An 11,203-nucleotide genomic window follows, 5' to 3' on the forward strand; every position below is an offset into this window, starting at 1 on the left:
TAGGACCCGGTTGGTAAAATCGGAAAGATGAGGCAATATACATACATTCATAAATGTATGTAAGTGACTTTTTTTACTTTTACAAGGTGCGCGCAGAGATGGCCAGAAGAACCAAAGAAGAGGCGCAGCAGACCCGCTGCCACATCATGAGTACGGCCCTGGATCTGTTCTGCTCACACGGCCTGGCCAAGACCAGCCTGACCGACATCGCCAGGGCCGCCGAGCTGACCCGTGGCGCCATTTACTGGCATTTCAAGAACAAGGAAGAGCTGTTCGTATCCCTCTGGGAGGAGCTGTGCCAACCCCTCTCCCACCAGCTCGATGCCTGCGTCTCCGAGCTGGAGCCCGACCCCCTCGGCAAGCTGCGCACCTTCCTCAAGGGAGTGATCATCAAGATAAGCACCGAGCCCGCCCATCAGCAGATGTTCACCATCATGTTCAACCTGGAGTCGCTGGAGGGAGAGGCCATCTCCTTGCGCGAACACATGCGCAGCCAGTCCAGCAACTTCTTCCGGGATCTGGAAACCACCCTGGGCAATGCAGTGCGCCTCGGCCAGCTGCCGCAGGGGCTGGATCTGCAGCGGGCCGCCACCCTGCTGCACTGCACCCTGGATGGCTACATCATCAACTGGCTGCACTTCCCGGAGCGCATCGATCTGCGCCAGGAGGCCGACTTCCTGCTGGACAGCCTGTTCGCCCTGATCGCCCTGCCAAGCGGCCCGGCCGCCCGCCGCCCCTGAGCCAGCAAGGCCGAACACTGGCGGCCCTGGCCAGGCGCAGACAACCCCTCACTTCCTTCCATCTCCGTCCATCACTTTGGCGCCCCGGCGCCAAATTGGCTCAAGTTTGCTATAGTCACGCCCCCGAAATTGAGTTGCGCCCCCCGAACCAAGGTGCCCGCCATGTCCCGTTCATCCTCCTCTTGCCCTCCCTCCTCCATTGCTACGCCCTCAGCCGACCCATGGTCAGCGGCACGCCAATCGTTTCTGGCGCTGCTGCCAGCGGGCGCCCACCTGCTGGAGGCAGGCTGCGGCGAAGGCGACGATCTCTGCTTTTTTCGCCAGCAGGGGCTGGTGGTGACGGCCTTCGATGCCCGCTTGGCACAGGCCAGGATCGCCTCGCGGCGCAGCGGCCAGCCGGTGCGGGTCTGCCGCATCGAGCAGTTGCACAGCGTGGTGCCCTATGACGGCATCTGGGCGCGCGGGGCCTTGCCGGCGATCGCGCCAGACGAGCTCAGCGACGCACTGGCCCATCTGGCCGGCCTGCTCAAGCCCGCCGGAGTGCTCTACTGCACCTTTCCCCACCCCAGTGGCCAGATCGTTGCCGCCGGCAACACACCTGGTGCTCCCGCAACCGAAGTGCACCTCTGCCAGACCCTGCTCGATGAGGACGGTCTGCGCCAGCTCATCGCCCCGCTGCCGCTGCAACTGCAGCAGTGCTGGGAGAGCGAGCAGGCAGATGGCCGCTGGCTGCACGCCCTGCTGATCCGCGCCTGAAAGGGCGCGCCAAATTAATCACCCACCGCACCTCGCGCTCACCTCGCCAGTGGCTATCACCACCATGATCACATTTAACAATATTTAACTCGACATTAACGCACACATGACAGACATGATGCGGATTTTGTGTTAAAAAGCGGCATTAAAATCAAAATTAAATAACAAATCAGACACTAACACCTGGATTTACTTATGAAACTTGTCCTCAAACTGGTTGCCGGCATCCTCGCCGGTCTCTTGCTCGGTCTCTACGCCCCGGAATGGGTCGCACGCGTGCTGTTTACGGCCAAGACAGTCATAGGTCAGCTGATCACCTTCACCATTCCGCTCATCATCCTGTTCTTCATCATGAGCGGCATCGCCAGCCTGCCGAAGAACTCCGGCAAGCTGCTGGGCAAGACGGTCGCCCTCTCCTACTGCTCCACCATACTGGCGGGTCTGTTCGCCTTTACCGTGGCCAGCAACCTGATCCCGCGCCTGACCACCGCCGCCGAGCCCACCGCCGAGAGCGCCATCAAGCTCGCCTCCTACATCAACCTGGAGATCCCGCCACTGTTCGGGGTGATGTCGGCGCTGGCCGCCGCCTTCGTGTTCGGCATCGGCATCAGCGCCACCCAGGCCACCGATCTGCGCCGGGTCGCCGATCAGGGCCGCGACATCATCGACCGCCTGCTGGCCAAGGTGATCATCCCGCTGTTGCCGTTCTACATCGCCGGCGTCTTCGTCGAGATGACGGTGGAAGGCACCGTATTCGCCACCCTGAAGACCTTCGGCGTGGTGCTGGTGATGGCCATCGTCATGCACTGGCTCTGGCTCTCCGTGCTGTTCGTCGGCACCGGTCTGGCCCTGGGCCGCTCCCCGGCCCAGCTCATCAAGAACATGCTGCCGGCCTACTTCACCGCGCTCGGCACCATGTCCAGCGCCGCCACCATCCCGGTCGCCCTGCAGGCCAGCAAGAACAACGGCGTGAGCGACGGCATCGCCAACTTCACCGTGCCGCTGTGCGCCACCATTCACCTGTGTGGCTCCACCATCACGCTAGTGACCTGCGCCACCGCGGTAATGTTCCTCTCCGAGCATCTGGCCATTCCAGGCATCGACACCATGCTGCCCTTCATCATGATGCTGGGTGTCATCATGATCGCCGCGCCGGGTGCCCCGGGTGGCGGCGTCATGTCCGCGCTGGGTCTGCTCACCTCCATGCTGGGGTTCGGTGAGGCCTCCATCGCCCTGATGATCGCCCTCTACCTGGCCCAGGACAGCTTCGGCACCGCCTGTAACGTCACCGGCGACGGCGTCATCGCCCTGTGGGCCGACCGTTTCGCCCAGAGCGACGAGCCAGCGCTCGGCGCCGAGCAAGATGCGGCCTGATAGAGCAAGCAGATAAAAAAACGGGAGCCATCGGCTCCCGTTTTTTTATTAGGCGTTTTCTTCCGGTGGCAGCGGCTCGGTAAACACCAGCCGGTTACCGAAGGGATCCCGCACCTGCAGCTCGCGGCAGCCCCAGGGCATGGTCTCAATGGCGGGGTTCGCATAGGCATAACCCTTAGTCCGCCACTCGGCCAGCAACGCATCGAGCTTGCCGGTCGAGAGCCGCAGAGCCGCTCCCGGGCAGGCATCCCCATGATGCTCGGAAAGGTGGATGATCCAGTCCCCCCGTGAGACCTGCAAGTAGAGCGGCATATCCGGGCCAAACCTGTGCTCCCAGTCGATGACAAATCCCAGGTAATCGAGGTAGAAAGCGCGCAACTTGCCTTCATCGAAACTGCGCAGGATGGGTATGATCATGATGTCTCTTCTCTACCGTTTGGGTAGTCGGGGTAAAGCCCCAAAGTCTGACCTGCGCAAAACTGCGCAGGTCAGACACCATCATGGCGTCCCTCTTCCGCCATGTTGCCTGCTCATGGGTTACTGCCGCGACGGCGGATCACCCCTTCCTGCGCCGTGCTCGCCACCAGCACACCGTCGCGGGTAAAGAACTGGCCGCGCACCAGGCCGCGACCGGCGCTGGCGCTCGGGCTGTCCACCACGTAGAGCAGCCAGTCGTCCAGCCGGAAGTCCCGGTGGAACCACATGGAGTGATCGATGGTGGCCACCTGCATGTCCGGCTCCCAGTACGACACGCCGTGGGGCTGCAGGGCGGTGAACAGGAAGTGAAAGTCGGAGGCATAGGCCAGCAGGTATTTGTGCACCCGCTGATCGTCCGGCATCTGGCCATTGGCCTTGAACCAGACGTGGCGCAGCGGTTCGTGCACGTCGGGGCGGATCGGGTCGACCAGGGTCACCGGGCGAATTTCGATGGGCTTCTCGCACATGATCTTGTCGCGCAGGGCGGGCGGGATCTGCTGCTCGTAGGGGCGTACCAGCTCCAGCTCGCTCTTGAGCTGCTCGGGCGGCGTGATCCCCGCTGGCATGGCGATCTGGTGTTCAAAGCCGTCCGCCTCGACCTGGAAGGAGGCGTTGAGATAGAAGATGGGCTTGCCGCCCTGAATGGCCTTGACCCGGCGGGTGGAGACGGTCTGGCCGTCGCGGATGTTCTCCACGTCGTAGACGATGGGACGGTTGGCATCGCCGGGGCGCAGGAAGTAGGAGTGGAAGCTGTGCACCTGGCGATCGCTTGCCACCGTCTGCTTGGCGGCTGACAAGGCCTGCCCCATTACCTGTCCGCCAAACACGGCCCGCAGACCAAGATCCTGGCTCTGGCCCCGAAACAGGCCCTCCTCGATTTTTTCGAGCGCCAGCAACGCCAGCAGCTCATCAAGTACCTTGCTCATTATTATCTCCTGTGTCAGTGCGGGAAGGCTAACAAGCCCGCCCGTGCCGAGCAACCACCCCCGCCCCTGCCAGTCGCCTGCCCGGCCCCATTAATTCAGCTTCATGCGAATTTGAACAATAACGAACTCAAAAGGCACCAACGAAAAGGCCCACCGAAGCGGCGGGCCTTTTGCAGTGCGGCCTTGCGGCCACGCAGCGCTTACTTGCTGCCGGTACCCGAGTTGCGGGTGGAGGAGGTCGGCTTGCGACGGGCCGTGGTGGCTCGGGCGCGCGGCTCCTTGCCCTGCATCTCCTTGTGGCGCTTGACGGCGCGACGGATCTGGGCGGCCTGCTTGTGGCGGCTGCTCTTGCCATCCTGCTGCAGATCGACCTTGGATTCGGTCTCCGGCGGCAGGTTGACCAGACCGCGCAGGTAGTTCACTTCCGGCAGTTTCAGCTCTTGCCAGCCGCCGCGCGGGATGGCGCGATCCAGCTTGACGTCGCCGTAGCGGATCCGCATCAGGCGGCTCACCTGCACTTCCTGGGATTCCCACAGGCGGCGCACTTCACGGTTGCGACCTTCGGTCAGGGTAACGTTGAACCACTGGTTCAGACCCTCGCCGCCAGCCGGCTTGATCTTGTTGAACTTGGCCATGCCATCTTCCAGCTGCACGCCCTTGCGCAGGCGCTGCAGCATGGCTTCGGTGATTTCGCCAAAGACACGCACCGCGTATTCGCGCTCCACTTCGTGGCTCGGGTGCATCAGGCGGTTGGCCAGCTCACCGTCGGTGGTGAACAGCAAGAGACCTGAGGTGTTGACGTCGAGGCGGCCGACCGCTATCCAGCGGGCCCCTTCCATCTTGGGCAGGCGATCAAACACGGTAGGACGACCTTCCGGATCGTGACGGGTACACATCTCCCCTTCCGGCTTGTGGTAAGCCAGCACGCGGCAGATCACTTCCTCTGCGGCACGGGTCTTGACCTGGTGACCATCTACCCGGATCACGGCGTTCACTTCGACGCGATCCCCCAGTGTGGCGACCTTGCCATCCACACTGACCCGACCTGCGGTGATCAGGGCCTCCATCTCACGACGGGAGCCGTGACCCGCGCGGGCCAACACTTTTTGCAGTTTTTCACTCATCGGGGTTACCTGATTGTTGATCGCTGCCCGCAGCTGCCAATGTCAGCGTGGACAACGAGGGTTGCAGTTCCGGATCCAGCTCGGGGAGCTGCTCCAGACTCTGCAGATTAAAATAATCCAGAAATTCTCGGGTGGTGGCAAGCAGCTCCGGGCGGCCCACCACCTCCTTGTGACCGATGCTGCGCACCCAGCCACGTTCTTTCAGGGTATTCACTATCTGGCTCGAGACCGCCACCCCGCGGATGGCTTCGATCTCGGCCCGGGTGATGGGCTGACGATAGGCGATCAGCGTCAGCGTCTCCATCACGGCACGCGAATAACGGGGGGCCCGCTCGCTCCAGAGCCTGGAGAGCTCCTCGGCGTACTCCTGGCGGGCCTGAAAGCGCCAGCCGGAGGCGACCTCCTTGAGCTCCACCCCCCGTTCGCTGTAGTCCTGTCTGAGCTCCGCCAGCAACAGCTGGATGTAGCGGCTGGTGACCGGGTAGTCCGCCAGTATGCTGCTCTTGAGCTCGCTGACATTGAGCGGGCGTCCGGCGACGAACAGTGCCGCCTCGATCAGCGTCTTGAGTCGTTCAGCCGGCAGCGCCATGGTCCGCTCCTCGCAACATCGGCCTCTTCAACCGTTCAGTGGGCAGCGCCACGCTCGCTCTCCTCATGCTGGCCGGCCAGGGCAAAATGGATCGGCCCCAGCGGTTCCGCCTGCAGGATCCAGATCAGCTGCTCCTTGCACAGCTCCAGCAGTGCCAGAAACGTCACCAGCACCCCCATGCGCCCCTCTTCGGCGCGCAGCACCCGATCAAGGCGCAGGGTCTGGCCCAGCGAGAGCATGGCAAGGATCTCCGCCATGCGCACCCGGGTCGGGATCTGCTCACGGTGGATCTGGTGATGTTCAAAATGAGTCGCGCGTTTTACCACACTTTGCATGTAAAGGGCGAGCTCAACCAGCGAAACATCGGGCGTCAATGGTTTGAGATCGCCAAAATCCGGCGGCAGCGCGGTGGCGATGAAGATCTCCCGCTCCAGCCGCGGCAGCTCGTTGACCCGCTCCGCCCCCACCTTGTAGCGCTCGTACTCCTGCAGCCGGCGGATGAGGGTAACGCGGGGATCTTCCCCCTCCTCTTCGTCCTCCAGCTCCGGCGCCTTGGGCAGCAGCAGACGGGATTTTATCTCCGCCAGCCAGGCCGCCATCAGCAGGTATTCGGCCGCCAGCTCCAGATTGAGGCCCTGCATCAGCTCCACGTACTCCATGTACTGGGCGGTGATCTGCAGGATCGGCAGGTTGAGGATGTCCAGTTGCTGGCGCCGGATGAGGTAGAGCAACAGATCGAGCGGCCCCTCGAAGGTATCGAGAAACACCTCCAGCGCATCGGGCGGGATGAACAAATCCTGGGGCAGCTCGTGATAGGGCTGCCCCAGCACCCGGGCGATGGGAGACGGGACGGCCTGAGGGGGAATAGCCTCCCCCGCCGGGTTCGCTACCCTCTCGCCCGCCATGGGCGTGGTCGTCACCGGCACAGGATCGGCAGTATCACTCAAACGGAGTCGGGTCCCCGGCACCACGCCGGCGCAGCACCGGCTCGTCGTCGGAGAAGTCCACCACGGTAGTGGGCTGCTCGCCCAGATAACCGCCGTTGACTACCAGATCCAGCTGTTTGCCCAGCTTGTCGAAGATCTCCTCCGGGTCGAACTCCGCCATGTCCGATTCCGGCAGGATCAGGGTGGTGGAGAGCAGCGGCTCGCCGAGCGCTTCCAGCAGCGCCTGGGCAATCTTGTTGTCCGGCACCCGAATGCCGATGGTCTTCTTCTTCTCGTTCATCAGGCGACGTGGTACTTCCTTGGTGGCCTTGAAGATGAAGGTGTAGGGGCCGGGGGTGTTGTTCTTGATCAGGCGAAACGCCGTGTTGTCCACCTTGGCATAGGTGGAGATCTCGGAGAGATCGCGGCACACCAGGGTGAAGTCGTGGTTGGGATCGATGCGGCGGATACGGCAGATGCGCTCCAGCGCGCCCTTGTCACCCATCTGGCAACCCAGCGCATAGCCCGAGTCGGTGGGATAGACGATGACGCCGCCGTTCTGAATGATCTGTACCGCCTGGCTGATCAGACGGGCCTGGGGGTTTTCCGGATGTACGTAAAAGTGCTGACTCATGACTCGTTCTCGCAATGGGGGCGGCAATGCCTGCCCGCTTGATGGCCGTGGAGCCAGGCTCCACGACACTACCTTAATCTGTTTGACGCCCGCCGGCGCCCCTCAACGGCTGGCCAGCAGGGCGGCGTGCTGCTCGGCGCTCAGGCCGAAGTGGCCGGGACGGGCCAGCCAGAGCGGCGTGCCCTCCTTGGGCAACCAGAGGTGGCGCCCCAGCTCGGTCCAGTTGGAGGGGAAGTGAAAATCCGATCCCACCGAGATGTAGAGGTCGTGCTCCTTGGCCCACTGGCCGAGATTCGCCCGCTCCTGCGGGCTCTGCTGGGGCAGCGAAACCTCCATGGCATCGCCACCCGCAGCCTTGAAGGCCACCAGCAGCCGCTTGATCCACTTGGCGGTGAGGTCGTAACGGCTCGGGTGGGCCAGCACCGCCAGCCCGCCAGCGGCGTGAATGGCGTTGATCGCCTCGCCCATCTCGGGCCACTCGGCCGGAGCATAGCCCTTGTTGCCCCGGCTCAGGTACTTTTTGAAGACCTTCTGCATGGTATCGGCCACCCCGCGCGCCATCAGCACCCGGGCAAAGTGGGCCCGGGTCACGGCGGCGTCGCCAGCCAGCTGCTTGGCCTCTTCATAGGTGCCGGGGAGCTGGCACTTCTCCAGACGACGCCCAATTTCCTGGGCGCGCGCCTCACGACGGGTCAGCTGGCCGGCCAGAAACGCCACCAGCTGCGGATTTTTTTCATCCACCCCCAGCGCCACGATATGAATTTCGTGATGCTCCCAGCCGGTGGAGATCTCGACCCCGCTCACCAGCCGCAGCGGCAGTTGCTCTGCGTCGATGGTGCGGCGCACCTCATCAAGCCCGGCAAGGGTGTCGTGGTCAGTGACTGCTAACACTTCGACCCCTTGGGCGGCGGCGCGGCGCACCAGCTCGGCGGGGCTCAGCACGCCATCCGAGGCCGTGGTATGGCAGTGTAGATCGAATCTCATCAGATTATTCCGCTCTCGTGGTCAGGTCACCATGGGTACACATTCGGTGAAAGAAGGCTAAAAAGCGACTTGACTTGGCCGCGGCTTTATCGTTTTCTGTAGGCACTTCATTGCAAACATCTTTTTACAGGACTTTATCATGCAAACGACTTCCATCCTGACCATCTGGTGGTGGCACACTCCCTGACATGCGGGCGTGTGGTCGTTGCTGTACCTGTAAATCTGACAGCAAATAAAGAACCCAAAGAAAAAGCCCGCTGACCCCAGCGGGCTTTTTTATTATCCGGCAAATGGACCTGTGATGAAACCGAGAATTCAGACAAGCAAGCTGACCTGGCGATGGCGCCCCTGAACCAGCCACCCCGGACCCATTAAATTTTCAAGGAATTCAACGTCATGAACATCGGTAAACAGCATCACACGCAAGGGAACGCACTATGACAGCCAGCCATCGCCTTCCTCTGGGTGAATTCGATACCCTCACCCTCAACGCCCCCTATGTGGCCGATCCGCTGGCACTCTACAGCGAGCTCTGCCAGGGTCGCCCCAACAACCTGCTGCTGGAATCGGTGGAGATCGACTCCAAGGCCGGCAAACAGAGTCTGCTGCTGGTGGACGCCTGCCTGCGCATCGAGTGCCGGGGCCGCACCGTGCGGGTGCGCAGCCTGAACGACAACGGTGCCCAGTTGCAGAGCCTGCTGGCCGAGCGCCTGCCCGCCGCCGTTGCCCAGAGCCTGGTGGCCGGCGAGCTGCAGCTAGACTTCCCGGCCTCCGATCGGGAGCAGGATGAAGACAGCCGCCTCAAGGGGATCAGCGTGCTGGACGTGCTGCGCACCCTGCAACGGGAGCTTGATTGCCAGCTCGGCAAAGAAGCCCTGTTTATGGCCGGCAGCTTCGCCTACGACCTCATCGCCTCCTTTGAAGATCTGCCCGACGTGCCACAGGGGAGCAACGACTGCCCCGACTACTGCTTCTACGTGGCCGAGACCCTGATCACCATCGACCACATCGCGCGCTCCACTGCGCTGCTTGCCTGCATCTTTGGCGGTGACAGCGACGAGAGCCGGGTGGAAGACAGATACCACCGCCTGAGCGAGCGCCTCGCCCAGTTCAAGCATGCCTGCCAGCAAGCCCCTGCGCAGGCACCGGCCACCCCGCCCCTCGCCGGCGGCATGAGCGTGGACAAGAGCGACAAGCAGTTCTGCGCCGAGGTGGAGAAGCTCAAGGGCTTCATTCGCCGCGGTGACATCTTCCAGGTGGTGCCGTCCCGCTGCTTCTCCCTGCCCTGCCCCAGCCCTGTCGCTGCCTATCGCCGCCTCAAGCAGACCAACCCCAGCCCCTACATGTTCTACGTGCAGGATGAGGGCTTCACCCTGTTTGGCGCCTCGCCGGAGAGCGCAGTGAAATTCTGCGCCACCAGCCGCGACGTGGAGATGTACCCCATCGCCGGCACCCGCCGCCGCGGCTTCAACCCGGATGGCAGCATCAACCGGGATCTCGACGGCCGTATCGAGCTGGAACTGCGTCAGGACGAGAAAGAGGTGGCCGAGCACCTGATGCTGGTGGATCTGGGCCGCAACGACATCGCCCGCATCTCGGAGCCGGGCACCCGCTACGTCAAGGAGCTGCTGAAAGTGGATCGCTACAGCCACGTGATGCACCTGGTCTCCAAGGTGGTCGGCACCTTGCGCGCCGACCTTGACGCCCTGCACGCCTATCAGGCCTGCATGAACATGGGCACTCTCACCGGCGCCCCCAAGATCCGCGCCAGCGAGCTGATTCGCATGGTGGAAGGCAAGCGCCGCGGCAGCTACGGCGGTGCGGTCGGCTACATCAACGGTGCCGGCGAGATGGATACCTGCATCGTCATTCGCTCCGCCTTTGTCAAAGATGGCGTGGCCCATGTGCAGGCCGGCGCCGGGGTGGTCTATGACTCCAAACCCCAGGCCGAAGCGGACGAAACCCGCGCCAAGGCAGCCGCCGTACTGGCCGCCATCGCCGCCAGCCATGGCACCTCCCTGCAAGCCCTGAGCGCCCAGCAGGAGCAACATAAGGACGTGAGCCATGACTAACATCTTCCTGCTCGACAACTTCGATTCGTTTACCTACAACCTCGTCGACCAGTTCCGCGCCCTCGGTTATCCGGTGCGGATCTACCGCAACAGCCTGCCGGCCAGCCGCATCATGAGCGAGATCACCGCCTGCGAAGGGGATGCCGTGCTGGTGCTCTCGCCGGGCCCGGGCGCCCCCCACGAAGCGGGTTGCCTCATCGACCTTATCAAGCTGGCTCGTGGTCAGGTGCCCATCCTCGGCATCTGCCTCGGTCATCAGGCCCTGTGCGAAGCCTACGGCGGCACCGTCGGCGCGGCGGGCGAGATCGTCCACGGCAAGCGTTCCCTGATTGAGCACAACGGCCACGGCGCCTTCGCCGGCCTGCCAAGCCCGCTGCCGGTGGCCCGCTACCACTCGCTGGTCGCTACCTATGTACCGGAAGAGCTGACGGTGATTGCCCACTATCAGGGCATGCCCATGGCCATCGAGCAGCAGGATGAGCGGGTACTGGGCTTCCAGTTCCACCCGGAATCCATCATGACTTCGGAAGGGGCCCGCCTGCTGACCCAGGCGCTCGCCCATATCACCCGTCCAGAAAGCAGTGTGCGGTAAGGAGACCAA

The 11,203-nt window shown here is 63.0% G+C and carries 12 protein-coding genes; 5 read left to right on the forward strand and 7 right to left on the reverse strand.

Annotation, left to right across the window (positions count from 1 at the left end; translation table 11 throughout):
* Positions 1-98: 98 nt before the first annotated feature.
* The 3 genes from E5E97_RS19635 (at position 99) to E5E97_RS19645 (ending at position 2,870) form a co-directional block, all read left to right on the forward strand.
* Positions 99-740 (forward strand): TetR family transcriptional regulator, encoded by a 642-nt coding sequence (locus E5E97_RS19635; RefSeq protein ID WP_171280833.1) that lies wholly within the window; start codon positions 99-101, stop codon positions 738-740.
* Positions 741-902: 162 nt separating this feature from the next.
* Positions 903-1,496 carry a bifunctional 2-polyprenyl-6-hydroxyphenol methylase/3-demethylubiquinol 3-O-methyltransferase UbiG gene (locus E5E97_RS19640; RefSeq protein ID WP_253265112.1) on the forward strand — a complete coding sequence of 198 codons (594 nt, stop codon included), beginning with the start codon at positions 903-905 and terminating at the stop codon, positions 1,494-1,496.
* 195 nt (positions 1,497-1,691) lie between these two features.
* Entirely contained in the window at positions 1,692-2,870 is a 1,179-nt protein-coding gene (locus tag E5E97_RS19645; RefSeq protein WP_049048841.1) for a dicarboxylate/amino acid:cation symporter, read from the forward strand.
* A gap of 48 nt (positions 2,871-2,918) precedes the next feature.
* On the opposite strand, the gene E5E97_RS19650 is transcribed toward E5E97_RS19645, so the two are convergent.
* From E5E97_RS19650 to E5E97_RS19680, 7 genes are all read right to left on the reverse strand, one after another.
* Positions 2,919-3,287 (reverse strand): glyoxalase superfamily protein, encoded by a 369-nt coding sequence (locus tag E5E97_RS19650; protein ID WP_171280834.1) that lies wholly within the window; start codon positions 3,285-3,287, stop codon positions 2,919-2,921.
* Between the two features lie 113 nt (positions 3,288-3,400).
* On the reverse strand, positions 3,401-4,273 hold the full coding sequence (gene tesB, locus E5E97_RS19655; RefSeq protein WP_011706717.1) for an acyl-CoA thioesterase II: 873 nt from the start codon (positions 4,271-4,273) through the stop codon (positions 3,401-3,403).
* Between the two features lie 200 nt (positions 4,274-4,473).
* Positions 4,474-5,397 carry a 23S rRNA pseudouridine(2605) synthase RluB gene (rluB, locus tag E5E97_RS19660; protein ID WP_026458107.1) on the reverse strand — a complete coding sequence of 308 codons (924 nt, stop codon included), beginning with the start codon at positions 5,395-5,397 and terminating at the stop codon, positions 4,474-4,476.
* Positions 5,390-5,986, reverse strand: coding sequence for an SMC-Scp complex subunit ScpB (gene scpB, locus E5E97_RS19665; protein WP_171280835.1), 597 nt, complete (start codon positions 5,984-5,986; stop codon positions 5,390-5,392). The genes rluB and scpB overlap by 8 nt, the downstream gene beginning before the upstream one ends.
* Before the next feature lie 35 nt (positions 5,987-6,021).
* Positions 6,022-6,891 carry a ScpA family protein gene (locus tag E5E97_RS19670; protein WP_253265162.1) on the reverse strand — a complete coding sequence of 290 codons (870 nt, stop codon included), beginning with the start codon at positions 6,889-6,891 and terminating at the stop codon, positions 6,022-6,024.
* Positions 6,892-6,925: 34 nt separating this feature from the next.
* Positions 6,926-7,546 carry an L-threonylcarbamoyladenylate synthase gene (locus E5E97_RS19675; protein WP_016351379.1) on the reverse strand — a complete coding sequence of 207 codons (621 nt, stop codon included), beginning with the start codon at positions 7,544-7,546 and terminating at the stop codon, positions 6,926-6,928.
* Positions 7,547-7,648: 102 nt separating this feature from the next.
* Complete coding sequence (locus E5E97_RS19680; protein WP_171280837.1) at positions 7,649-8,530, reverse strand: PHP domain-containing protein; 882 nt, start codon at positions 8,528-8,530, stop codon at positions 7,649-7,651.
* A 437-nt stretch (positions 8,531-8,967) separates the two neighbouring features.
* Between E5E97_RS19680 and E5E97_RS19685 the strand changes: the two genes are divergently transcribed.
* Both E5E97_RS19685 and E5E97_RS19690 read left to right on the forward strand, forming a co-directional pair.
* Positions 8,968-10,602, forward strand: coding sequence for an anthranilate synthase component 1 (locus E5E97_RS19685; RefSeq protein ID WP_171280838.1), 1,635 nt, complete (start codon positions 8,968-8,970; stop codon positions 10,600-10,602).
* Positions 10,595-11,194, forward strand: coding sequence for an aminodeoxychorismate/anthranilate synthase component II (locus E5E97_RS19690; protein ID WP_171280839.1), 600 nt, complete (start codon positions 10,595-10,597; stop codon positions 11,192-11,194). The genes E5E97_RS19685 and E5E97_RS19690 overlap by 8 nt, the downstream gene beginning before the upstream one ends.
* Positions 11,195-11,203 lie beyond the last annotated feature (9 nt).

Origin of the sequence: Aeromonas sp. 2692-1, from assembly GCF_013085505.1 — a bacterium.
Lineage (GTDB): Bacteria > Pseudomonadota > Gammaproteobacteria > Enterobacterales > Aeromonadaceae > Aeromonas > Aeromonas hydrophila.